Source organism: Paenibacillus sp. JJ1722 (assembly GCF_048282685.1).
Taxonomy (GTDB): domain Bacteria; phylum Bacillota; class Bacilli; order Paenibacillales; family Paenibacillaceae; genus Paenibacillus; species Paenibacillus polymyxa_B.
In genome coordinates this window covers 1,735,318-1,757,189 of record NZ_CP182500.1, presented here as the reverse complement: position 1 = coordinate 1,757,189, position 21,872 = coordinate 1,735,318, and the positions used below count along the sequence as shown (strand labels likewise).

The window sequence follows — 21,872 nt, the reverse complement described above, 5'->3', positions numbered from 1 at the left end:
GTTGGCGTGTTATAAACATTACTGTGATATAGGAAAAAAACCGAAAGACGTTTGAATATTTAGGGTGGGGTATGTTAAGGTTATAGTAATATGAATTTTTCACAAGAGGGAGGAGATAAGATGTCAACGATGCTGAACATGCTGCGTACATTCATGATCGTCATATTGAGCCTCGTTCAGATTTTGTCCCTTCCTGTGACGTTTCATGCGGAAGACACCACTCAATCCCTTCAGTTTACGGCGGGATCTTCTCTTATGCCTCATGCTGATATTTCCTCGTTAGAAACAGACTCTCACGGTCTGGAGCATCATTCCAAACCAGCTATACGCAAGTCCTCCCCTTTACTTCATCTGGTGATCGCTGCGGCCAAATCACTTCCCTTTGTCATTTTGATAGCGCTTGTGCTGCTATTGAGCATCCCTAAACTACGTCTGCCTTTTATTCCTGTCATTTGCAAACTAAAGAAGCAATTGTACTTGTTCCCCATCAAATTTACCTCTAGTTATGTGGCTTAACCTCCCTTTGCATGCACATCACCACATTTGCATGTCTATTTGTTAACCTGTCCCAATAAGTGTAATACGTAAAGTCTATTTATCAGGTTTTTTATGTTAATTTATAAAATTTAATACAAAAAGAAAGTTTCCATGTCACTCCCAAAGTATGTGATTTATTTCCCATACCATTCATTTAAATAACGTATCATACAGGAGGCTTTACAAATGGATATTCGAGAGTCTATTTTGCCAGGAATCGGGATTAAGTATCGAATAGATGCAGAGAGTGGCGACCGAATTGTCATTATTATTCATGATGATGGCAGGCGCGAGTTGTATCACTTTGATTACGAGGATCTGGAACAAAGTATTTCTATGACAACCCTGAATGATCAGGAAGCGCGATTGGTAGCCTCCATCATCGGTGGTATGACCTATAAGCCCAAACAGCTTGAAAGTGTAGAAATGACGTTTGACGATTTTATTATCGAATGGTATAGAGTGGAATCTCATTATGCAAGTGTCGGCAAATCCATCGGTGAGCTGGATGTAAGGCAAAATTCGGGAGCCACTGTTATTGCCATTGTGGAGAAAAAAGGAAAGAAATATGTAAATCCTGGTCCTGAAGTGATGATTAACGATGATGCCACTGTAGTCGTTGTTGGGGAACGCGATCAGCAAAAACGCTTTAAACAAATCCTTATGAACGGAAGCGGGTGATTGGATGGATCATCTGGTATTTGAGGTTGGATTGGCTATTGCTCTCATCGCTGCAGCCGGACTTATTTCCTCCAAACTGCGCTTCTCGGTCATCCCTTTTTATATCCTGATCGGAATGGCAGTTGGGCCACATGCGATGGAGCTATGGCATTTTGATTTTCGCTTTATCGAAAGCGCCCCATTTATTGATTTTATGGGAAGAATCGGAGTGCTGTTTCTTCTCTTCTACTTGGGTCTCGAGTTCTCAGTAGGTCGGTTAATTAAATCAGGCCGTTCCATTGCCGTGGGCGGAACCATTTATATTGGCATCAATTTTACACTGGGGCTGGCTCTTGGCTTCCTGAGCGGCTTTCCTGTAGCAGAGACACTGGTTATCGCCGGAATTACAACAATATCATCCAGTGCTATTGCTGCGAAGGTGCTGGTAGATCTCAAGCGGACCGCCAATGCTGAAACTGAAATGATTTTGGGCATTATTATGTTCGAGGATGTTTTCCTCGCCGTATACATCTCCATCCTCTCCGGATTGGTTCTTAGCGATTCATCCTCGCTCGGTGGTGTGCTGCTATCAGCGCTAATCGCGCTAGGCTTTATGCTTGCAGTCATTATTATCGGCCGTAAGGCCGTCCCTCTGTTAAATCGGATTCTCCGTATTCGCTCCAATGAGGTATTCGGACTTGTTGTTTTCGGCTCTCTGTTTCTGGTGGCTGGTTTTTCGGAAACGATTCATGTGGCGGAAGCTATCGGCGCCCTGTTAGTCGGTCTGGTACTGGCCGAAACGGAACATGCCAAACGTATCGAGCATTTAATTGTTCCTTTCCGCGATTTCTTTGGCGCCCTGTTTTTCTTCAGCTTTGGATTATCCATTGATCCACTGTCCCTGGGAGGAAACGCGATATGGCTTGCACTGGCAGCAGTCGTCCTCACGTTGTTTGGTAACATTTGGGCAGGAATGCTGGCTGGGCGTACGGCCTCCTTATCTCCCAAAGCGTCAGCAAATATCGGCCTGACCATTGTGGCACGGGGTGAATTTTCGATTATCATGGCCAACTTGGGTAAAGAAGGCGGTTTGCTTGATATTGTTCAACCCTTTGCAGCCATCTATGTACTCATACTGGCGATTCTTGGACCACTTCTGACAAAGCAGTCAAAACCTATTTTTAATATGTTAAACAAAATATTTAAGTTCAAGGACCCCCGCCTACGAAAGGAAGAAAGTAAATCGGCGTAATTGTAAAAGCTGGATACGACAATCCATAGGAGGGAAGGCTATGCCGCACGCTGTAAAACATGCCGAAACTCTATGAGGCGGCTTGTCAAGCCCGCTTCAGGAGATGCGAGCAGGTTCCCTGTCTTTTATACGGTGATTGGCGGAATTACGGCATCCGTCGGTCTGGAATTGTTTTTGCATCCGCATGATATGATCGCTGGAGGCGTCACGGGGATCTCTAGACTCATGTCGCTTTATACACAAGAGCATTTTGGGTTACTGCTATTCGTTTTGAACTTGCCACTCATGCTGCTGTATTCTCTGTCTACTCACAAACCCATGTTGCTCCGTGCACTACCCGGCTTGTTCGCCTTTTCGGGCTCAGCCATTATTCTTTCGCCTTTTCCGGCAGTGAGTGGCCATCCGGTCGTATGCGCTTTGGGCGGCGGAATCTGTATAGGGCTTGGCGCAGTGCTGGCAGCTCGTCACGGTGGTCTGCTCGATTCACTAGGACTTAACGAGTCAGACGATGGCCGTCCATCCACATTATTGCTAACACATCGCAAGATTCCGTTAATACAGATTGTTATGCTGTGTAATGGTCTGCTGCTCATTACGGCTGGCTTTGTGCTAGGCTGGGAGCCAGCTCTCTATTCAGCCTTATCCTGCCTCGCCGCCTATGAAACGACCCGGCTGATGTTTACTGGTCTGACGCGTATGGTTTGTGTTGTCAGCAAGAAACAGCAAACCATCGAAGATGCCATATATCGCAGGCTGCGTATACACAGCACGCCTGTTGTAGACTCTGCCCAGATAGAGGGCAAGATTAAAAGCGAATCTGAGGATAAAAAAGAACAAATGGTCATCGTTTACAGCGTTCATCTGTTGGATTTGCAGCGCTTTAAGGCAGTCATCCAAATGGCAGACCCGCAGGCTGAGATCATGTATATGAAACGATGGAAAGCTTAGCAAAGTAACACATCAAAAAACGCTTATCTACACTAATCCTTGTACATAGATTAGTGATGGATAAGCGTTTTGTAATTAACAATATATTAACGGATATTAATTTTGCATGATAAAATCATGTTCAATACTGCTGGCACTGTCAAAAGTACGAATAATATCATAACGGGTATTGCGCTGTGCTGGAACGTGACCCGTCTCGCGGATCAACTGTAGAATGGATTCAATGTTAACCTTATACGTTGCGCCTGCAGCGGAAACTACGTTTTCCTCAATCATGGTGCTGCCAAAATCATCGCAACCGTAGTACAACGATTTTTTACCGATTTCAGGTCCCATGGTTACCCATGAAGACTGAATATGCTTGATGTTATCCAATACAAGACGACTGATCGCAACGGTCTTCAAATATTCCTCTGGCGTCTGGCGTTCCTTCTTCAGATTGGTGTTGTCTGGCTGGAAGGTCCAAGGAATAAAGGCCAAAAATCCTTCAGAATTATATTTGTTTTCAATGCATTCGTCCTGAGCATCACGAACACGCAACAAATGCAGCGCACGCTCCTCCATCAACTCGCCAAAGCCGATAACCATCGTAGCAGTCGTGTTCATCCCAACCTTGTGAGCCGTTTGCATCACATCCATCCAATCACGCCAAGAGCCTTTGAGACGGCTAATTTTGCGGCGTGTGCGGTCATCCAAAATTTCTCCGCCTCCACCCGGAAGCGAATCCAATCCAGCTTCATGAATGGCTCGAATCGTGTCTTCCATGGATAGACCGGATTTTTCCTTCATTTTGTGAATTTCAGCTGGCGAGAAGGAGTGCATCGTAATATCGGGAAAACGCTCCTTGATAGCTTTCAGCAAATCCGTATAATAACTGAACGGCAGATTCGGATTCACACCGCCTTGCATTAGAATTTCGGTGCCACCTACATCCTGCGTTTCCTTGATCTTCTGAAAGATCACCTCGTCCGGCAAAACATAACCTTCATCAGAACCCGGTCTACGGTAAAAAGCGCAGAAGCGACAGTATACGTCACATACGTTCGTATAGTTAATATTTCGTCCGATGACGAAGGTTTTAATGGGATCGGGGTGCATGCGATTCATAACTTTATTCGCCGCATGACCTATTTTTTCTACCTCATCTGATTCGAACAAAGCAACGGTATCCTCTAAATTCAGGCGTTCGCCGCGTAGGGCTTTATCTAAAATATGGTCGATTACACTCATGGTGTATCCTCCTTCGCTGTCACAGGGCGACGAAATGAAAGACAGGACTTATGAACGAGAATGCTTTCACAAACCTGCGTTCGAACCCTGCCGTAATGTATGTTCATGACTGGCCTTGTATGTTGTCTGTGCTATTTAGCATAGTAAAACCTAATGATAATACTAACATATCTTTAGGTAAGGAACCATACTTATTCCCGCTTCTTTCTGCTTTTCACCTAGGAAAACAGGCAACTGCCAAGCTTATCTCAACATTGCATATAGACAAGAAATAGGAAAACAGAACTGAAAAGTGCATTTTTTCACACTGTCCTTCATGTCATTCTTATAGAAAACAGCAAGCCTCCTGAATGAATGGAAACTTGCTGTTTAGTACTGTACATATTTGCTCCCTGCCTGAAAACGACAAAGATACTACTGATGTGCTAACGCTCTAGCGCAGCGCCTCATCCAGATCACTAATCAGGTCGTCAATATCCTCCAGACCTACGGAGAAACGAAGTAATCCGTCCGTAATCCCGCGCTCCAATCGTACACTATGGGGCATAGCCGCGTGTGACATCATCGCCGGATACGACAAGATGCTTTCCACAGCTCCCAGACTCACCGCTACAATTGGAATACGTACGCGACTGAGGACTTCTTTTGCACGCTCACCAGAACCCACATCAAACGATATCACTGCACCATAACCGCTGGATTGACGCTCATGAACTTCACGTCCTGGATGATTCTCCAGACCCGGGTAGTACACCGCCTCAATGTCATTGCGCTCGTTCAGCCAATTGGCGAGCTTTGCTGCACTCTTTTCGCTGTGAGCCATACGAGCCTCCAGTGTCTTCATACCGCGCATGAGCAACCATGACTCCTGCGGAGCCAGCACGGTACCCAGTCCATTTTGGAGCTGCTTGATTTGTCTCCCCAGCGATTCGGTACGTGCTACTGCAAGTCCTGCCAGCACATCGCTGTGTCCGCCCAGAAACTTGGTCGCACTGTGCAATACAATATCGACACCCTGCTCAATCGGACGTTGATAATAAGGTGTCATAAAAGTATTATCCAATAGCGTCAAAAGTCCGTTATCCTGTGCCCAAGAGGTTATTCCTGCTACATCGGTAATTTTGAGTGTCGGATTGGACGGGGTTTCCATATATACAGCCCTTGTATTCTCCTGCAACGCCTCTTTCACATGGTTGAGGTCCGTCATGTCAACGAAGGTCGTTTCGATATTCATCCGTTTCAAAATGGAGGTCAGCAGTCGATATGTTCCTCCATATACGTCCTCGGAAACAATGACATGATCTCCAGCAGACAAGAGCATAAATGTAGTAGAGATGGCCGCCATACCTGATGCAAAGGCAAAACCGCTAGCTCCGCCTTCTAATAAGGCGATATAATCCTCCAAAGCTTGTCGTGTCGGATTACCTGAACGGCTATAGTCATGCTGTGGAGGATTAAAAATATCATGATGGTGAAAGGTAGAAGCTTGATAGATCGGGACGCTCGAAGCCCCCGTAACACTGTCAATTTCAGAGCCGAAATGCAGCAGCTTGGTAGCGAACTTCCGCTCTTTGTCCAGATCCTGGCCGATCCTTCTCGCATCCTCTATCATTGCTGCTCCCCTCCTTCTACTTCTTGACGTGCCGCTTCCAGCGCCGAACGCAAATCTTCAATTAGGTCGTCTGTATGCTCAATGCCGACGGAGAAACGCAACAGCCTGTCATCTACCCCGACTGCATCCCGAATTTCTGCTGGTATGTCCGCATGTGTCTGCACAGCGGGATAGGTCATTAATGATTCCACACCGCCGAGACTTTCCGCAAACGCAATGAGCTTAATGTGACGAAGCAAAGGCTCCACATAACGAGCATCCTTTACTTTAAAGGAGAAGATACCCGTATTTCCGCTGGATTGTTTATTTTGAATCTCACGACCTGGGTGGCCTTCGAGAGCTGGATAAAATACTTCCGCCACCGCCGGATGCGTCAGTAAATAGTTAGATAGCACTGTTGCATTATGCTGATGTCGGTCCATACGCAGCGCTAACGTCTTCATCCCCTTCATCAACTGATAGCAGTCGCTCGGGGAAAGCACGGCCCCTATGGAATTGTGCAGGAAGGAAATTTCAGCTGATAGCTCTTTGCCTTTGGTTACGATCAACCCTGCCAGCACATCGTTGTGTCCGCCCAAATATTTGGTTGCGCTATGTACCACAATATCCGCGCCCAGCTCCAATGGCCGCTGGAAATATGGGGTTAGCAGCGTATTATCTACAATGGTAAGCAACTGATGTTGTGATGCCCACTCGGCAACCGCTCGAATATCAGTGATCATCATTAACGGATTTGTAGGTGTTTCTATGAATACAGCTTTGGTATTCGGTCGACATGACTGTTCGAGTGCTTCAAGATCATTCGTATCCACATAACTTGCTGTTACACCAAATTTAGATAAAATACGCTCCAGCAAGCGATATGTCCCGCCATACAGATCCAGCGATACAATGAGGTGATCTCCCTGTCCAAACAATGCAAATACCGTTTGCAGCGCCGCCATACCTGAGCTACATGCAAAACCTGCATCACCCGATTCAAGTGCTGCAGAAGCCTCTTCCAGTACCTTTCGCGTAGGATTGATCGTCCGAATGTAATCAAATCCTGTGCTTTGACCTAGACGGGGATGGCGGAACGCCGTAGATTGGTAAATCGGGTAATTAACAGCCCCGGTTACTGGCTCCTCTACTGAACCGATTTGTGCCAATCTGCTTTCGATTTTCCACTGTTTCTCACTCATATGAATCCTCCTGTTAACTTCCATAGTGGGTGCTATAACATATCCTGCAAAAATGGATGTCAAAGACTATACTGCTGCGCTACTGCAAGGTGGTACTGTACAAGGGTAAACTACAAGCCCCTTTTTAAATCTGGGGCCCGATATCGTAAGGTGTTTCTTGGTATACATAATAGTTCAGCCAATTCGAGAATAATAAATTGGCGTGTGCCCGCCAGATTGAGGGTGGTGTGCGCTTGGGATCATCATTAGGAAAATAATTTTTGGGGACTTCAATATCCATTCCTTTGGCCACATCGCGGTCGTATTCCCATTTCAGGGAAAGCGGGTCATATTCAGAGTGCCCAGTTACAAAAATTTGTTTACCGTCAAGCGTGGCTACGAGGTACACTCCAGCTTCCTCGGATTCGGATAAAACTTCTAATTCGGCAATATGATCAATATCTTCCCGCCGAACCTCAGTATGTCGGGAGTGAGGAGCATAAAACAATTCATCAAAGCCGCGTAGCAATTTTACTTTAGGTTTAATCACGGTGTGTGGAAATACGCCAAAGCATTTGTAGTCGAGCCCGTATTTAGGGACATCGAAATGATGGTATAAGCCTGCCTGTGAGGCCCAACAGATATGCATGGTCGAAGTTACATTCGTTTTCGTCCATTCAAAGATTTGCTGGATCTCCTCCCAGTAGTTCACATCCTCAAACTCAAGCTGTTCAACCGGGGCTCCTGTAATGACCATGCCGTCAAAACGACTGTTCTTGATCTCGTCAAACGTTTTATAGAACATGTTCAAATATTCTTGCGATGTATTTTTGGATACATGAGATTTCATGTGCACCAGCGTGACGTCCACTTGCAGCGGCGTATTGCCGACCAAGCGCAACAGTTGGGTTTCCGTCGTCTCCTTTGTCGGCATTAAATTCAAAATGGCGATACGCAACGGACGAATATCCTGATGATAAGCCAAGCTTTCATCCATTACGAAAATATTTTCGCCCTCCAGCACTTCCTTGGCAGGTAGCGTGTCTGGGATTTTAATCGGCATGTAAACTCACTCCTTGTTCGGTAAGTTTTGCGAAAATCGTCTTGTTGAGATGCCGGGCATATAATAAAAAGACCTTTCTCAGGTTAGAGAAAGGTCATATTTGTATCCATATGCGCCTCTCTCATCTGTCAGGGCAACGCTCTTTGTACAAAGCGCGCGTCCTGCAAGAATTAGCACCGTGCGATTAAAATCGCCGGTTGCCGGGTATCATCGGGCTAGTCCCTCCACCTGCTCTTGATAAGATTTCGCTATATTCATTTTAGGTTCACAAAGTTCTTGTTGTTCACTTTAATGCATCGGCTGGGCTTCGTCAAGATGGGACTTTTAAATTTGTACCCTGCATTCACATTTTGTCTACCTTTTCCATAGGTTAAATCATATCCCTCCTATCGTTGAAGCTCTTGCCACTACTGTTGATTTAGCCCATGATTTTGCGCTTGAAAGGCCGTAGGCCGAGCGTTATACTATACAAGTGCTATTAGGCAAAAATATGGAGCAGTAGTGCAGATTTGAGTGTTTCCTGCGATACTGTGGCAATCTAAAAAAGAACATTTGAGAGGTGAATCCGGAATGGAAGGCGACCCGAGTCCGAATAGGCGGCGATCCCTGAACAACAGCATAGGAATGACTTCAGCTTGCCGAAAGACGGGACGCCAGGCTCTGCATGCTCCAAAAGCCTCCGGCTTTTGATGGGAGTGCACGCTTACCCGCACCGGCTAACTGGCTAACTGAGTCCATTCCTTATGCTTAAGGTAAACGTATTTCCGTTACGACGGAGCATAAGGAGTGACATATATGAAAATCCGTTTGGTCAACAACGGGGTTTTTACCCCTGTCGAAGAAATTGAAATGGCGCTTACTGCACCGGCAGAAGGTTTTTATTGGATTGATGCCGATGTCGATGATTTGGCAGTGCTTCAGCCTTTATTTTCCATGCATGATCTTGCAGTAGAAGACTGTTTGAGTGAAGAAGAACAGCGTCCGAAGATTGAAATTTATGAAAGCCATTATTTTATCGTTGTAAATAGCATTCGTTTTGATGATGAAGAAATATTTTTGCGAGCTTTGAACATTTTTCTCGGCCGCCATTTTATCATTACGGTGACCAAGCAGAAAATAAATGAGCTTCGTACCCTCAAGCCTATGCTGTGGGAGCAAGAAGTCAGCCAGCCTGACCGTTTTATGTATCTGTTGGTCGACTTGATTGTTGACAACTATTTTCTGGTTGGTGACCGGATTGAGGTCCGCATTGAGAAGCTGGAAGAAGATATTCTAATGCATACGAAAAAGTCGCATTTGAACGAAATCATCGGCTTACGAAGTGAGATTCTGTGGCTGAAAAAAGTGCTGGGTCCACAAAAAGAAGTCATCAATACCCTGAACAAACGGGATTTGCGGCTCATCGACGATCAATTGCAAAAATATTTCAGCGACATTTATGAAAATGCTGTGAAAATTTCGGAGACTTTTGAAACTTACCGCGACTTGATGGGTAACCTTCGAGAAGCTTATCAATCCAGTATCGCCAACCGTGCCAATGAAATTATGCGTGTGTTTACGGCAATTACGACCGTATTTATGCCATTGACAGTCATTACCGGAATATATGGGATGAACTTCGATAATATGCCTGAGCTTCATACACGTTATGGCTATTTTGTCGTCATTGGTATTATGGTGGCATTAGGTGTCAGTATGTTCTGTATTTTCCGCAAGAAAGACTGGGTTTAAAAAGAACAGGGGGAAAAGTACCGAGTTGGATACTTTTTTCGATTTTCAGCTTGGTCATAAAAAGCAGCAGCCGTGTCCTGTGTGGAACTCGCTGCTGCTTTTTAGTATGTTGAACCCTGAATGTACTTTAATACTTCAGCTTTATTCAATCAGTTCTATATTATCCAACATGTCGGTCGGGTACCTGCTGATGACGAAACCGTATACGGATCAGACGCAGACGCTCGTAAATTTGATCCAGTCCTGTTTCGGTTGCCTTTTCTTCCCCATACACTTTCAGCATGACGGGCTTGAGCAGCGCATCCCCCAACTCTTCATAAGCAGACCAGATGGCTGCCTGCTCTTCCTCAGATACATTCACCAATTCCTTGCGGATCAGCTTCTCCATATCAATGCCATCCCTGTCCAAATGCTCCACAGCTTCAATCATCTCTCTACGATGCAAACCTGTCTTCATTCCGATATGCTCCAGTGAAAGACCGTCCGAAATGCCTTCGATAATCGTTCTAGTTAGGCTGAATTTGTTCAGCTCCTGCCTGTACTGGTTCTCTTTTTGCTTGTATAGCCATGACAAAAAAACTTCTTCTTCCAGCGTCTCTGTTACCCAGTTTAACGGAAATGGTGTGGTCCGGTCATTTTGTGTCGTAATAGCCAATAGCTCCGTCCCATATTGCGACACTTTACCCTGCCCCATACCAGGCAGTTCCAACAGTTCTTCTTCGGTATGGGGAAGATAGACGCTAATGAGTCGAAGCAGCCGATTCGTAGCGATAAAATAAGGTGCTTTTCGTTCCGTTGCTGCCTTTTGCCGTCTCCACATCGTCAACTGCTCATACACTTCATCACGTGGAAACAAATCACTGTAGCAATACAGCTTTTGCAGCGTTTGTCCTCGTCCTGATGATCCTTCTTGCTCATGAAATACGCCATGGATTAAGGGCCTATAGCCCTCAGCCATTTTGAGCGCCAGCTCATGACGGTATACATGTAGTAATTCCTGCCACAAGCTGCCCTCATACCAAAGGTCGTCTATACTTTCATCCGGGACATGCTGTGTGCTCCAGCCTGCACTCCATCCCCCTTCATGCTGCCCAATCCATACCTGAGCAAAGTCCTCATAGCCCTGTTCATTTCGTTTGGACAAGCGATTTAAAAATACAATATCCATGATTTCTTCCTCCCTCATATCGTTGAAAGACAGTCCCGCACAACACAAAAACGCAAAAAAAAGCACCCATCCTGCGTATTCGCAAGAAAGGTGCTTCCCTTTTTGAGCCGTACTATACTGTTGCCTATATAATAACCGTACCTTGGAGTGCCGTCAACCATAAATTCTAATGATTCAGCTTTTCCTTTGCCAATGCCAGAGCACCGCACAATCCAGCATTGTCACCCAATCCCGGAGATACGATATATTGCTCAATATCTGTTGCCAGACTCGAATGCTGTACGTATCCGTTCAAAAGTTCTTGAAGCTTGGTACGAATGAGCGGGAACAGTTGGTCCTGCTTCATCACTCCCCCGCCCATAATAATTTTTTGCGGTGACAGGATTAATACATAGCTCATTAAAGCCTGTGCCAGATAGTACGCTTCCATTTCCCAGGCCGAGTGATCGACAGAAAGCTCATGTCCTTTAACCTTCCATCTTTTTTCGAGCGCAGGACCTGCTGCCAGTCCCTCCAAACAATCTCCGTGATAAGGACATGTCCCCTCGTAAGTATCTTCTGGGTGACGACGTACCAGAATATGCCCCATTTCCGGGTGGGATAATCCATGTATCAGCTTTCCACCAACCAAAGCACCCGCCCCGATGCCTGTACCTATCGTAATATACAGACAGTTGTCCAATCCTTTGGCGGCACCCCAAATAGACTCACCAAGTGCTGCTCCATTCACATCCGTGTCAAACCCCATAGGCACATCAAAATGCTCTTTCAGTTTGCCAATCAGATTGTAATTTCCCCAATGTGGCTTTGGCGTTGTTGTAATATAGCCATATGTATCACTACCTTCGATAGGATCAATCGGCCCGAACGAGCCTACGCCCAATGCTTCAATGCCCTTGCCTTCAAAAAATGCGATGACATTCTCCATTGTTTCTGCTGGGGTGGTTGTTGGAAAGCTCGCCCGTTCCAGTACCTCTCCACGTTCGTTGCCAATTCCACATACAAATTTGGTACCGCCTGCCTCAATTGCTCCCAATACTGTCATAGTTGCTGTTGTCCCCTTTCGATAATCCGGTTCTCTCTCCACTATATTCACCTGAAATGTACCTGAGGTCAATCCCCTTATTGCAATTGTATATAATCCTTCACATGACTATATAACTCCGTCGACATATGGGTATATAAATAAGGACACTAACGCACCAAGCGTCAGCATCCCTATATTACTTACTTTACTTAAATTGTCCGTATCAAGCCTAACAGCTTTATTAAGATCCGGTTGCGACACCCATCAATGTACACAAGCTTTTCATTTCAAGCTGCTCAAACTTGTCTACAATTTGCACGTGATCCAGCGTCAGCAGACAGCTATCCAAAGCACATGCTACAGGTACACCACAGTGAATTTCAGCAAGTTTGCGTGAAAGATGCAGCATATCCAAATCACTCTCAATTTTTTTACGGACCGAGGGTGTTAATTGATCCAGATTCTCCAGAATGCCCTCAATAGAGTCGTATTCCTGAACCAGCTTGAGTGCCGTTTTCTCGCCAATACCTCGTACTCCGGGATAATTATCGCTTGCATCCCCCATCAGGCCTTTAAGGTCCACCACTTGACGTGGCTTAAGCCCTTTTTCAGTCAGCAGGGTCTCCGGGGTGTATACCATATAATTGCCGTGCCCTTTTTTCATAATAATGACCCGTGTCCGCTCATCCACTAATTGAAGTAAATCATGATCTCCTGAGAGAATCATTACATCCATGTCCTCATTTTGCGAATAATGACGTGCAAGCGTACCGATACAATCATCGGCTTCAAAGCCTTCCGCTCCAATGTTGGGAATGCCGAGGCTGTCCGTCACTTCACGAATCAATGTAAATTGGGGAATCAAATCATCCGGTGCGTCGGCTCGGTTTCCTTTATACGCAGCAAAATGTTCCCCACGGAATGTCGTTCCGCCCATATCCCAGCAGCAAATGACATGTGTAGGATTAAACGTTTGGACTGCGTCCCAAAAATATCGAATAAAACCATATATGGCGTTCGTTGGCACCCCAGCTTTTGTACGACGGATATAACCGTTTGCGGCGGTTGCATAATAAGCGCGAAATAGCAGGGCCATGCCGTCAACCAGCATTACGGATTGTTCATTGCGTTGTGTCACAGATTGTATTGCTCCCATTCATCATAATATTTAACCCCCACAGTATAACATATCGTGAGTGTAAATTGGGCGTTATTGAGCTTCCCATGTGCCCTCAAATGTTTCCTCTTTGAATCCTATCGTTACTTTGTTCCCGTCGGTTACAATCGGGCGTTTGATTAATCTACCATTCGAGGATAAAAGCGAAATTTGCTCTTCACGACTCATGTCTCCAAGTTTATCTTTCAGCTTTAACTCTTTATACACCTCACCGCTTGTATTAAAAAACTTTTTTAGCTCCAGCCCGCTTTTTCGAATTAAATCTTCCAATTCCTCCGGGCCGGGCGGCTGTTCAAAAATAGGAATAAGTTCCGTCTCATGTCCCTTGTTTTGCAGCCATTTCACTGCATTACGGCAGGTACTGCATTTAGAATACTGATATACTTTCAGTTGGCTCATCGCTAGATTAACCTCCATTTGGTTTTGATAGCTTATTTATATTTTATTCTGAAAAATATTGCGCTCTTAATAGCTCCTGCATTTCAGCCATATCTTCAGGTAGAGGAGCATAGAACGTCAGCCGCCCCCCGGTTACAGGATGCTCCAAGGAAAGCTCTGAGGCGTGCAAGGCTTGTCGAGGCATCCTGGCATCAAGCTGATCATATCGCTCACGTTGCGCAGCATCATCGGGTGTAATCCGGTACATTTTATCTCCGATCAACGGACAACCGATATAAGTCATATGCACTCGAATTTGGTGCGTACGCCCGGATTCCAACTTTAGTCCGATGCGACTTCCCCCGTTCCACACTTCCTCCAGCTTATACAGCGTAAGGGCAGGATAACCATCCGGGGTCACCATACGTAAATGCGGATTATCCGGGCTGCGGTCAATTGGTCCGTCTACCTTACCTTCCTGCAGCTCAGGACGCCCATGCACCAGAGCCGTATAGCGCTTATCCACCGTTCCCGCAATCATCTGCTCAGAAATATGCTGGTGTACATACGGATTTTTGGCTACTACCAGCACACCCGTCGTCTCTTGATCAAGACGATGAACAGGACGAAACCGGAACAGTTCTCCCTTGGCCTGCCAATAATGCACAACCCCATTAGCCAGTGTTCCTGTGTAATGACCGTGAGTCGGATGGACAATCATACCCGCCGCCTTGTTCACCACTAACAAATGTTCATCCTCAAACAATATCTCAAAAGGAATGGGTTCAGGTAAAATATCATCAGAACGCTCGCGCTCCATGCGAATTTCTACTTGATCCCCGGACTTTACCTTAACGCTGATGTACACACGTGTCCCGTTCAGCATAATACCTTGCTCGGTCAGCTTGAGTTTGGATATTAACTTTCGAGAAATGTTCATACGTTTTTGTAAAATAGTCTTCAACAGCATGCCCTCCTCCTCAGGAGGGATCGTATATACGATAGGTTCATAGTACAAGCTCATCACAAATTCCCGGTTGCCTCCTTATTTGCGGAACACTTTTTTGCTGCGCACATATTCGACATCGGGCACACCCTGACGGACATTCGCTGTGCGAGCAACGGCAAAGAAATAATCGGAAAGACGGTTCAAATACCGACGTACCGCCGGATTGATGTCCGTATGTTTACCTAGTGTAACAGCACGGCGTTCCGCGCGTCGGCAAACCGTACGGCAAACATGAAGCGTTGAGGATAATGTGCTACCACCCGGTATAATAAAACGCTCCACCTTCGGATTTTCCTCCTGACATGCATCAATCCAGCCTTCCAGTCGCTCTGCCAGCTCGTCTTTCACCTTATATTTGCTTTCACTGATTTTAACAAACGCCAAATCCGAACCACAATCAAACAGCTCCTGCTGTATTTCCTCCAATTGAGTCCGAATATTCGCAAACTTTTCCCCTTCGGCAAAGCTGATCGCTTGTCCTACAAAGCTGTTCAGCTCGTCAATTGTACCGTATGCCTCCACACGGTCATCATCTTTGGACACTCGACCTCCAATCACAGAAGTTTGTCCTTCATCACCTGTTCTGGTATAGATCCCCATATTACTCCATCCCCCTTATCATTCCGTAAGTGCTTTCAGCACCTTGATGGCTTCTTCCTTATTGCTTGTACGAGGCGGCACGGTAGCAAATAATGTTTTTGAGTTATATTTTAGCTCCTTAAACATCTTCATCTGCTCCACCGGAATTCCGAACAAATGAGTTTCCTTGCTTACATCTGTTTCTTCTTCCTCCTGCCCCTTCTTCTTAAATACGCCGCCCTCGAACACGCCCCGAGCGTACGTCTTCTTGTCAAAAGCATCATCTAACGGCAGATTCGAACCATTCTGTCCATACAGCTTCATGTCCTCTTCCGGCAAAAGAAACAGATCATGCTCCCCGGCCGCATATTCTACAACCAACTTCTGCTGGTTATACAGCGGACTGACTGAAATCTCAATAGTCGGAGCCTGTTCGCCCAGCTTATCCTTAAGCTTTTGTGCCAGCTCTTCACGGATGACTGAGGCATCCCCTTTATCCATAATAAAAATGGAGAAGCTGTCCTTGTCCCGTCCCCCACATCCAGCCAATAATACAAGTGTCAACATTCCGATAATCCATGGCGATAGCCTTTTTAGCCCTGTTCTCATATGTACGCCCCCTCTTCCATGCCATTAATATATCATAAGTTGTGAACGCAAAAAAAGAAGGCCCTACGGCCTCCTTCTTACCTTTGGCTGACTTCACACGGTTAAACCTTGCATTCCGTACCATACATTTTCATGTATTCATTGATTTTCAAATCGAGCTTGCAACTAATCTCGATGACAAGATCAGAGGTGAAGGACTGCTCTTCCTGAAACGTCCGCATCATCTCATTGCGCAGGAACAAAATTTCATCTTCTAGGGAAATGTCGTATCCTATTGAACTAGACGAATTATATCCAACATATGACATGAGCATTCCTCCTACAATTGAAAAATTGAACTTCCTGCTTTCGAATTCAAATTATAGCATAGAAATTTAGAAATAAAAGACTATTTTTTATGAATTACCCATAAAAAAATAATTTTAACCTTCTTTTCTTACTTTTTCTACAAAATGACCAATCCGATCCAGTGCCTCCGTCAGCTGAGCAACAGAAGTCGCGTATGAGCAACGAAGATAGCCTTCGCCTCCCAAACCGAACACATTACCCGGTACAGCCGCAACTTTAGCCTCTGCCAATAGACGCTGTGCAAATTCATCTGAGCTAAGTCCCGTGCTTTGAATACTAGGGAAAACATAAAAAGCCCCTCTTGGCTCATGGCACTCCAGGCCGATTTCCCGGAACCCTTCAACCATCAGACGGCGACGCTGATTATAGGCTTCTACCATACGATCTTTCTCACCCAAACCATTCCGCAAGCCTTCCAGTGCCGCAACTTGCCCCATAGAAGGCGCACACATTACGGTGTACTGATGGATTTTGAGCATAGCCGCAATCAGATCTGGATGTCCGCATGTATATCCAATACGCCAGCCTGTCATGGCGAAGGCTTTGGAGAAACCACTGACGAGAATCGTACGATCCATCATACCAGGCATAGCGGCAAAACTAACATGCTTCTCTCCATAATTCAATTCAGCATAAATTTCATCAGAAATGACGATCAAATCATGCTTTTCCACGACTTCGGCAATCGGAAGCCAATCTTCATAAGTCATCGTAGCCCCAGTTGGATTACTCGGATAGCATAAAATCAGCACCTTGGATTTAGGTGTAATTTTTGCCTCCAACGCCTCAGCCGTCAGCTTAAATTCATCCTTAGCAAATGTTTCAATACCTACCGGAATCCCGCCTCCAATTGAAGTGATTGGAGAATATGAAATGTAGCACGGCTCGGGCACGAGAATTTCGTCGCCAGGTACAATTAACGCACGCAAAGCAAGATCAATCGCCTCGCTTCCCCCAACGGTCACGATAATCTCATTTTTAGGATCATAATTAACTTCAAATTGCTCATTCAGATAATCACTAATCGCTTCACGCAGTTCTGGCGTTCCCGCATTAGACGTGTAGCTGGTAAAACCTCGCTCTAATGAATAGACACAGGCTTCCCGCATATGCCAAGGGGTTGTAAAATCCGGTTCGCCTACACCAAGGGTAATAATATCCTTGTTGCCACCCACCAAGTCAAAAAACTTACGAATGCCCGAAGATGGAATTTCGCGCACCAACGGGGACAAATAGGAACTCATGGCTTTGTTACTGTCGGTAAATGCTTCTGTTTTGAGATTCATCATGATCTTCCTTTACGGCGAAATCACCAGACGATTATCTTCCTGATGATCCTCAAAGATAATTCCGTCCTGCTTGTATTTTTTAAGCGTAAAATTAGTCTTGGTGGACAAGACCGAGTCAATAGGAGACAGTTTCTCCGACACAAAATTAGCGACCTCACGGAGGTTGCGGCCTTCAACTTCTACCAGCAAGTCGTATGCTCCAGACATGAGATAAACCGATTTAACTTGCGGATACAAATAAATCCGTTCTGCAATACCTTCAAATCCTCTTCCACGCTCGGGTGTAATCTGTACTTCAATCAAAGCAGTAACCTTTTCGTCGTCGACTTTATCCCAATTGACTACGGCGGCGTACTTAACGATTACATGTTGGTCTTCTAGCTCTTTAATTGAGGTGCGTACATCCTGCTCGTCAACCCCCAGTAAAGTAGCCAACAAAGTCGGTGTTCTTCTTGCATCTTCTTTTAACAATTCCAGCACTTTTAATTTCAAACCATTTAGCTCTGTCATTCTACATAAGGCCTCCATCGAAAGAGATTACTATACATCATACAATACGCACTTTAAACCTGCAAAGAAAAACCGTCCGCCCCGGTAAACCCGGCAGACGGACGGCTGTTATGGGAAATTGCTTCAAAAACGGAATATCCCGTTTACATATAGTAAGGGTTATTTTGGTGAGTAGGCTGCCCTTGCTGATGCATAGGTTGACCATATCCCCCCGCTGATGACGACTTTTGCTGAATGAACTGTTGGCATTCGTGTTGGGTCTTGCGAGCTTCTTGAATCTGTTTGTCCAAATCGATGCGCAGTGCTTTTGACGAAGTGGAGTACATATTGTTTTGACTCATCAGACGATACAAATCGCCTTGTAGGCGCAGCGTATCGTTCGTAAGGTCGGTGAACATCTGACGCACAGACGGACAATTGGATTCCGTTGTCGCTGTTGTATACTCTCCCACCGTGCGTTTCATATCGGCAAGAATGGTATAGAGCAAATCTTCTTCGGGCATAAATGACGTATTGTTCTGTGAAAACATCGTGATATTACCTCCTTTATTGGTTAATCCATAATTACTGCTGCGGTTGCATAGGAGCAAGCTGCTGGTGCTGTTGAAGTGCATTGGAAAGCAGGTTCAGGTGGTTCTCATGAGTTCTCGCGAATTGCAGACAAGCTTGCTGAATGGCTGGATGCTGAATGGATGCTGCTGTCGCCGTACATTGCTTGAGCAGCAGTTCTTCATTGGAAATGGAGTCCACGATGTACTCCAGCTCTTTGCCTGTCAAGGGTTGCATGTTGGTAGATTGCATAGTCTCTGTGCCTCCTTAAATGTTTTGTTGCACGCTGGTTATCTTGTCCGTTTGGCGAAATACTATGTACACATAAGAGATACTACATATTGCCTATAAGGAGTGCTGTTTATATGGAATTGATTAGCGGGAATACGTATTGGCCGAGTACCTTGGAGCAAACATCGGATTTTCCGCCTTTGGCAGAGGATTTAAATTGTGATGTACTGATCATCGGAGGCGGGATGGGTGGGTCCATCTGCTCCCGGCTATTGGGAGAACGACAGGTAGACACCGTGGTTATTGATAAACGCAAGCTGGTACATGGAAGTTCTTCGGCCAATACCGGACTGCTGCAATATAGCAATGATAAGACCTTAACCTCCTTCATCAATACGTTTGGTGAAACGAACGGTGTACTGTTTTACCGTATGTGCAAAGATGCTCTGGATCAGTTGGAAAAACTGTCTACCACGCTGGAAGTTGATCCGTCCTTTATACGCCGCAGTAGCCTGTACTATGCAAGTACATCGGAGGATGTGCAGATCCTTCAGGAAGAGTACAAACAGCTAACCCGGTTTGGATTTCCCGTCGAATACTGGGATGAGCAACAGATTGCAGCCCGATTTCCTTTTCGAAAATCAGCAGCCTTGTACACGCACGAAGATGCCGAGGTTAATCCATTTTTGTTTGCCCAAGGACTGTTGCAATCCGCCAGCCGTCTCGGTGTACGCTTATATGAGCATACGGAAGCCAAGCATTTTGAATTTAATGAAAATGAAGTTGTTTGTTATACCAGCGGTGGAATTATCCGAGCGAAAAAAATCATTTTTGCAACGGGTTATGAAACACAGGAGATTAAAACAGATCGCGGAGCCGTTCTGGAAAGCTCTTATGCTATCGCCACCAATCCCATCGGAGATGTTCCCTTGTGGCATGAGCAGTGTCTGATCTGGGAAACTGCTCGTCCTTATCTGTACATACGCTCAACACCGGAAGGACGCATCATTATTGGTGGTTTGGATGAACCTGTACTGGACGCCAATCAACGTGAAATCAGGCTGCTACACCAACAGCAAAAGCTATTGCAAACACTACAGGAGCATTTTCCCGGTGTTCCATTTCAGATCGACTATGCTTGGGCGGCTGTATTCGGCTCCTCTCACGACGGCTTGCCGTATATTGGTCCACATCCACGTTTTCCAAACTGCTATTTTTTGGAGGGTTACGGGGGAAATGGGACGGTTACGAGTATGATGGCCGCACAGCTATTGGCTGATGAACTGACGGGCACACACCGACCTGAAATGGAGCTTTATTCTCTAAACCGTACTACCAAGCCCTCGCCTGAAACAACGGAACCGATGGTTTAACATATGAATACAAAAAGAACCTCTTTCCCCTACTAATTGGGTCTGGAGGTCTTTTTTAATGTATTTTCAAACTATTCGGTTTGCTTGTGCCAGCGTTGTGCATGGGAATGAGATTTGCTCTGCTTCGTCTTTTGTTCCATTTTCAGCACACTTCGCATAAAAAACCATCCGAGCACTGGCATCAATGCAAGGCCAATCAACAACCAGATCATCGCCGTAGGAGCCTTGCTGATACTTAGGACACCCAAGAAAATGAGTGTTCCGGTCAATCGGCCTACCATTAAGCATAGTTCGCGCAGTACAACCAGTTCCACTCTCTGATTGGCATCTCCTTTACTCGTCCCCATTAAATCAAAGCTCGCAGAAATCATGGGAATTAAATATAAAGGCATAAATAAAGCGGTGCCGATCCCCATAATCAGTAGTGTGCTATACTCCATACGCCACAATAACGGTAATAGCGCGATCACCAACAACACGGCACCCAACAGCATACCCGCCGAACGATAGTGTGGCTTGAGCCATTTTCCGACAGCCCAAAAGCTGAAGAATGATACCGCCGAGGTGATAAGTGAAAACTGTGCCAGCTTCCATTCCTGTTGGGTAGCTACATATACGAGCAGCGTAATCAGGAAGGCAAACACCCCTTCACGGATGCCCTGGGCAATAAGCGATAACGACAACGGACGCCACATACTCCCTTTTTGTGACAATCGTTGCTTGGGCTCTTTCCAATTGTAATTTCCTGTCGGCTTACGTTTGCGAAGAAAGAAACTAAGCACCACTCCTACGACATAAAAGGCCAAGGAAATACTGAATATCACGCGATAACCTGCGTCATCCTCCATACGGGCAATAATCCAACCGGACAGCCAAGGACCCACTATACCAGAAAACGAGCCCAGCAGACCCACCCATCCGTTAAAATGATCACGGCTTGCCTGATCCGTGACTTCGAAAAAAATCACATTAAACGCCAGCCAGAATAAACCTAATGCTGCACCCAGCAGCATCCCGAGCGGCCATATGTAGTTCACAGCCTGCGGTCCCGTATATAACACGATCAGATAAAATAGGCCTGATAATGCGGTCCCCACGCGTAGGGCATTCATTTTGTTATGTTCCTTGACCCACTTTCCAGCCACCCAGACCATAATTCCCAGTGCAATTTGTTGACTGACATTAAACCAGCCGATCATCGCGTAATCCTGCCTGCTTTTCCACAAATACACGTTAAGAAATGTGCCTGACAATGCTGCTGCAAACACAAACAATCCATTCAAGCTTAATAGCAGAATGGATTGTCCGTTCAGGTTTGATTTCAATGCAGTTCCCCCTAACCGAAAAATCACCAATCAGCTTATTTCAAGCCAGCTTGTTCAAAGATTTCTTCGATTTAAGATGCCCGTATTGAGCTTGGGCCTATCCGGGG

Annotated in this window: 23 protein-coding genes and 1 riboswitch; of the genes, 6 read left to right on the top strand and 17 right to left on the bottom strand. The window is 45.6% G+C overall.

The genetic code is table 11. From position 1 onward, the window contains the following. The first annotated feature begins 120 nt into the window (after positions 1–120). From ACM1ND_RS07800 to ACM1ND_RS07785, 4 genes are all read left to right on the top strand, one after another. Complete coding sequence (locus ACM1ND_RS07800) at positions 121–516, top strand: hypothetical protein (RefSeq protein ID WP_025723301.1); 396 nt, start codon at positions 121–123, stop codon at positions 514–516. Positions 517–723: 207 nt separating this feature from the next. Continuing rightward, complete coding sequence (locus ACM1ND_RS07795; RefSeq protein ID WP_023987795.1) at positions 724–1,218, top strand: cation:proton antiporter regulatory subunit; 495 nt, start codon at positions 724–726, stop codon at positions 1,216–1,218. 4 nt (positions 1,219–1,222) lie between these two features. Further along, positions 1,223–2,449: a cation:proton antiporter gene (locus tag ACM1ND_RS07790; RefSeq protein WP_028542953.1), complete on the top strand. Its 1,227-nt coding sequence runs from the start codon at positions 1,223–1,225 to the stop codon at positions 2,447–2,449. Between the two features lie 72 nt (positions 2,450–2,521). Further along, a complete protein-coding gene (locus ACM1ND_RS07785; protein ID WP_068940115.1) occupies positions 2,522–3,397 on the top strand; it encodes a YitT family protein in 876 nt (291 codons plus the stop codon). Positions 3,398–3,493: 96 nt separating this feature from the next. Here ACM1ND_RS07785 and mqnC read toward each other — a convergent pair whose 3' ends face one another. The 4 genes from mqnC to metA form a co-directional block, all read right to left on the bottom strand. Then, positions 3,494–4,627 carry a cyclic dehypoxanthinyl futalosine synthase gene (gene mqnC, locus ACM1ND_RS07780; protein ID WP_023987792.1) on the bottom strand — a complete coding sequence of 378 codons (1,134 nt, stop codon included), beginning with the start codon at positions 4,625–4,627 and terminating at the stop codon, positions 3,494–3,496. Positions 4,628–5,060: 433 nt separating this feature from the next. Next, on the bottom strand, positions 5,061–6,239 hold the full coding sequence (locus ACM1ND_RS07775) for an aminotransferase class V-fold PLP-dependent enzyme (RefSeq protein WP_053325033.1): 1,179 nt from the start codon (positions 6,237–6,239) through the stop codon (positions 5,061–5,063). Next, a complete protein-coding gene (locus ACM1ND_RS07770) occupies positions 6,236–7,420 on the bottom strand; it encodes a PLP-dependent transferase (RefSeq protein WP_023987790.1) in 1,185 nt (394 codons plus the stop codon). Before ACM1ND_RS07770 ends, ACM1ND_RS07775 begins: the two co-directional genes overlap by 4 nt. Positions 7,421–7,544: 124 nt before the next feature. Next, complete coding sequence (gene metA, locus ACM1ND_RS07765) at positions 7,545–8,462, bottom strand: homoserine O-acetyltransferase MetA (RefSeq protein ID WP_053325031.1); 918 nt, start codon at positions 8,460–8,462, stop codon at positions 7,545–7,547. 118 nt (positions 8,463–8,580) lie between these two features. Beyond that, positions 8,581–8,706: riboswitch (SAM riboswitch) on the bottom strand. 551 nt (positions 8,707–9,257) lie between these two features. Here metA and corA point away from each other — a divergent pair. Next, positions 9,258–10,193 (top strand): magnesium/cobalt transporter CorA, encoded by a 936-nt coding sequence (gene corA / locus ACM1ND_RS07760; RefSeq protein ID WP_023987788.1) that lies wholly within the window; start codon positions 9,258–9,260, stop codon positions 10,191–10,193. A 160-nt stretch (positions 10,194–10,353) separates the two neighbouring features. On the opposite strand, the gene ACM1ND_RS07755 is transcribed toward corA, so the two are convergent. From ACM1ND_RS07755 to ACM1ND_RS07700, 12 genes are all read right to left on the bottom strand, one after another. Further along, positions 10,354–11,361 carry an HRDC domain-containing protein gene (locus tag ACM1ND_RS07755; protein ID WP_023987787.1) on the bottom strand — a complete coding sequence of 336 codons (1,008 nt, stop codon included), beginning with the start codon at positions 11,359–11,361 and terminating at the stop codon, positions 10,354–10,356. Positions 11,362–11,527: 166 nt separating this feature from the next. After that, the gene (locus ACM1ND_RS07750) at positions 11,528–12,406 is read right to left on the bottom strand and encodes an ROK family protein (protein WP_023987786.1); all 879 of its coding nucleotides are present in this window, start codon (positions 12,404–12,406) and stop codon (positions 11,528–11,530) included. A gap of 223 nt (positions 12,407–12,629) precedes the next feature. Beyond that, positions 12,630–13,526: a 5'-3' exonuclease gene (locus ACM1ND_RS07745; RefSeq protein ID WP_013309415.1), complete on the bottom strand. Its 897-nt coding sequence runs from the start codon at positions 13,524–13,526 to the stop codon at positions 12,630–12,632. A gap of 72 nt (positions 13,527–13,598) precedes the next feature. Beyond that, complete coding sequence (locus ACM1ND_RS07740) at positions 13,599–13,964, bottom strand: arsenate reductase family protein (RefSeq protein WP_023987785.1); 366 nt, start codon at positions 13,962–13,964, stop codon at positions 13,599–13,601. A 43-nt stretch (positions 13,965–14,007) separates the two neighbouring features. Further along, positions 14,008–14,967, bottom strand: a complete 960-nt coding sequence (locus tag ACM1ND_RS07735) for an RluA family pseudouridine synthase (protein ID WP_023987784.1) — start codon at positions 14,965–14,967, stop codon at positions 14,008–14,010. 21 nt (positions 14,968–14,988) lie between these two features. Further along, positions 14,989–15,552, bottom strand: a complete 564-nt coding sequence (locus ACM1ND_RS07730) for a cob(I)yrinic acid a,c-diamide adenosyltransferase (RefSeq protein WP_023987783.1) — start codon at positions 15,550–15,552, stop codon at positions 14,989–14,991. A gap of 18 nt (positions 15,553–15,570) precedes the next feature. After that, positions 15,571–16,140 carry a hypothetical protein gene (locus ACM1ND_RS07725; protein WP_023987782.1) on the bottom strand — a complete coding sequence of 190 codons (570 nt, stop codon included), beginning with the start codon at positions 16,138–16,140 and terminating at the stop codon, positions 15,571–15,573. A gap of 101 nt (positions 16,141–16,241) precedes the next feature. Then, on the bottom strand, positions 16,242–16,448 hold the full coding sequence (locus ACM1ND_RS07720) for an aspartyl-phosphate phosphatase Spo0E family protein (protein ID WP_023987781.1): 207 nt from the start codon (positions 16,446–16,448) through the stop codon (positions 16,242–16,244). Between the two features lie 114 nt (positions 16,449–16,562). Next, positions 16,563–17,774 (bottom strand): aminotransferase class I/II-fold pyridoxal phosphate-dependent enzyme, encoded by a 1,212-nt coding sequence (locus ACM1ND_RS07715; protein ID WP_023987780.1) that lies wholly within the window; start codon positions 17,772–17,774, stop codon positions 16,563–16,565. A gap of 12 nt (positions 17,775–17,786) precedes the next feature. After that, complete coding sequence (locus ACM1ND_RS07710; RefSeq protein WP_023987779.1) at positions 17,787–18,287, bottom strand: Lrp/AsnC family transcriptional regulator; 501 nt, start codon at positions 18,285–18,287, stop codon at positions 17,787–17,789. A gap of 143 nt (positions 18,288–18,430) precedes the next feature. Then, positions 18,431–18,817 carry a spore coat protein gene (locus ACM1ND_RS07705; RefSeq protein ID WP_013309407.1) on the bottom strand — a complete coding sequence of 129 codons (387 nt, stop codon included), beginning with the start codon at positions 18,815–18,817 and terminating at the stop codon, positions 18,431–18,433. A gap of 34 nt (positions 18,818–18,851) precedes the next feature. Continuing rightward, a complete protein-coding gene (locus tag ACM1ND_RS07700) occupies positions 18,852–19,088 on the bottom strand; it encodes a hypothetical protein (protein WP_013309406.1) in 237 nt (78 codons plus the stop codon). A gap of 113 nt (positions 19,089–19,201) precedes the next feature. On the opposite strand from ACM1ND_RS07700, the gene ACM1ND_RS07695 reads away from it, so the two are divergent. After that, positions 19,202–20,440, top strand: a complete 1,239-nt coding sequence (locus tag ACM1ND_RS07695; RefSeq protein WP_338533407.1) for an FAD-dependent oxidoreductase — start codon at positions 19,202–19,204, stop codon at positions 20,438–20,440. A gap of 71 nt (positions 20,441–20,511) precedes the next feature. On the opposite strand, the gene ACM1ND_RS07690 is transcribed toward ACM1ND_RS07695, so the two are convergent. Further along, positions 20,512–21,765 carry an MFS transporter gene (locus tag ACM1ND_RS07690; protein ID WP_023987777.1) on the bottom strand — a complete coding sequence of 418 codons (1,254 nt, stop codon included), beginning with the start codon at positions 21,763–21,765 and terminating at the stop codon, positions 20,512–20,514. Positions 21,766–21,872: the final 107 nt, after the last annotated feature.

Excerpts from the sequence above, each read along its gene's own strand:
- ACM1ND_RS07800 (WP_025723301.1), top strand. The coding sequence starts at position 121 with ATGTCAACGATGCTGAACATGCTGCGTACATTCATGATCGTCATATTG.
- ACM1ND_RS07795 (WP_023987795.1), top strand. The coding sequence starts at position 724 with ATGGATATTCGAGAGTCTATTTTGCCAGGAATCGGGATTAAGTATCGA.
- ACM1ND_RS07790 (WP_028542953.1), top strand. The coding sequence starts at position 1,223 with ATGGATCATCTGGTATTTGAGGTTGGATTGGCTATTGCTCTCATCGCT.
- ACM1ND_RS07785 (WP_068940115.1), top strand. The coding sequence starts at position 2,522 with ATGAGGCGGCTTGTCAAGCCCGCTTCAGGAGATGCGAGCAGGTTCCCT.
- mqnC (WP_023987792.1), bottom strand. The coding sequence starts at position 4,627 with ATGAGTGTAATCGACCATATTTTAGATAAAGCCCTACGCGGCGAACGC.
- ACM1ND_RS07775 (WP_053325033.1), bottom strand. The coding sequence starts at position 6,239 with ATGATAGAGGATGCGAGAAGGATCGGCCAGGATCTGGACAAAGAGCGG.
- ACM1ND_RS07770 (WP_023987790.1), bottom strand. The coding sequence starts at position 7,420 with ATGAGTGAGAAACAGTGGAAAATCGAAAGCAGATTGGCACAAATCGGT.
- metA (WP_053325031.1), bottom strand. The coding sequence starts at position 8,462 with ATGCCGATTAAAATCCCAGACACGCTACCTGCCAAGGAAGTGCTGGAG.
- corA (WP_023987788.1), top strand. The coding sequence starts at position 9,258 with ATGAAAATCCGTTTGGTCAACAACGGGGTTTTTACCCCTGTCGAAGAA.
- ACM1ND_RS07755 (WP_023987787.1), bottom strand. The coding sequence starts at position 11,361 with ATGGATATTGTATTTTTAAATCGCTTGTCCAAACGAAATGAACAGGGC.
- ACM1ND_RS07750 (WP_023987786.1), bottom strand. The coding sequence starts at position 12,406 with ATGACAGTATTGGGAGCAATTGAGGCAGGCGGTACCAAATTTGTATGT.
- ACM1ND_RS07740 (WP_023987785.1), bottom strand. The coding sequence starts at position 13,964 with ATGAGCCAACTGAAAGTATATCAGTATTCTAAATGCAGTACCTGCCGT.
- ACM1ND_RS07735 (WP_023987784.1), bottom strand. The coding sequence starts at position 14,967 with ATGAGCTTGTACTATGAACCTATCGTATATACGATCCCTCCTGAGGAG.
- ACM1ND_RS07730 (WP_023987783.1), bottom strand. The coding sequence starts at position 15,552 with ATGGGGATCTATACCAGAACAGGTGATGAAGGACAAACTTCTGTGATT.
- ACM1ND_RS07725 (WP_023987782.1), bottom strand. The coding sequence starts at position 16,140 with ATGAGAACAGGGCTAAAAAGGCTATCGCCATGGATTATCGGAATGTTG.
- ACM1ND_RS07720 (WP_023987781.1), bottom strand. The coding sequence starts at position 16,448 with ATGTCATATGTTGGATATAATTCGTCTAGTTCAATAGGATACGACATT.
- ACM1ND_RS07715 (WP_023987780.1), bottom strand. The coding sequence starts at position 17,774 with ATGAATCTCAAAACAGAAGCATTTACCGACAGTAACAAAGCCATGAGT.
- ACM1ND_RS07710 (WP_023987779.1), bottom strand. The coding sequence starts at position 18,287 with ATGACAGAGCTAAATGGTTTGAAATTAAAAGTGCTGGAATTGTTAAAA.
- ACM1ND_RS07705 (WP_013309407.1), bottom strand. The coding sequence starts at position 18,817 with ATGTTTTCACAGAACAATACGTCATTTATGCCCGAAGAAGATTTGCTC.
- ACM1ND_RS07700 (WP_013309406.1), bottom strand. The coding sequence starts at position 19,088 with ATGCAATCTACCAACATGCAACCCTTGACAGGCAAAGAGCTGGAGTAC.
- ACM1ND_RS07695 (WP_338533407.1), top strand. The coding sequence starts at position 19,202 with ATGGAATTGATTAGCGGGAATACGTATTGGCCGAGTACCTTGGAGCAA.